At 63.4% G+C, this 213-nt stretch carries 1 protein-coding gene; it reads left to right on the top strand.

The features are described 5' to 3' along the window. Positions 1-213, top strand: a 213-nt coding sequence (locus ABGN05_RS30175; protein WP_367957760.1) for a hypothetical protein, incomplete at both ends; no start/stop codon positions are given.

Below are 213 nucleotides of genomic sequence, written 5' to 3'. Positions count from 1 at the left end.
CGCAGTACTGGCTCTATGTCGGCTCGACCGGCGTCGGCTCGTACAACATCTACCAGGCCAGCCAGGGCACCAGCACGTCGAAGACCGTATCGGGCCTGCCGTCCAGCGGCACGATCTACGTGCGGCTATGGTCGTATATCAGCGGAAGCTGGCAGTGGAACGACTACACCTACAAGGCCGGCGGCGGCACCAAGGCCGTCATGACGTCTCCGA

The sequence above is a fragment of the Aquibium pacificum genome (assembly GCF_040839445.1).
GTDB lineage: Bacteria > Pseudomonadota > Alphaproteobacteria > Rhizobiales > Rhizobiaceae > Aquibium > Aquibium pacificus.
This window is presented reverse-complemented; position numbering and strand designations above follow the sequence as displayed.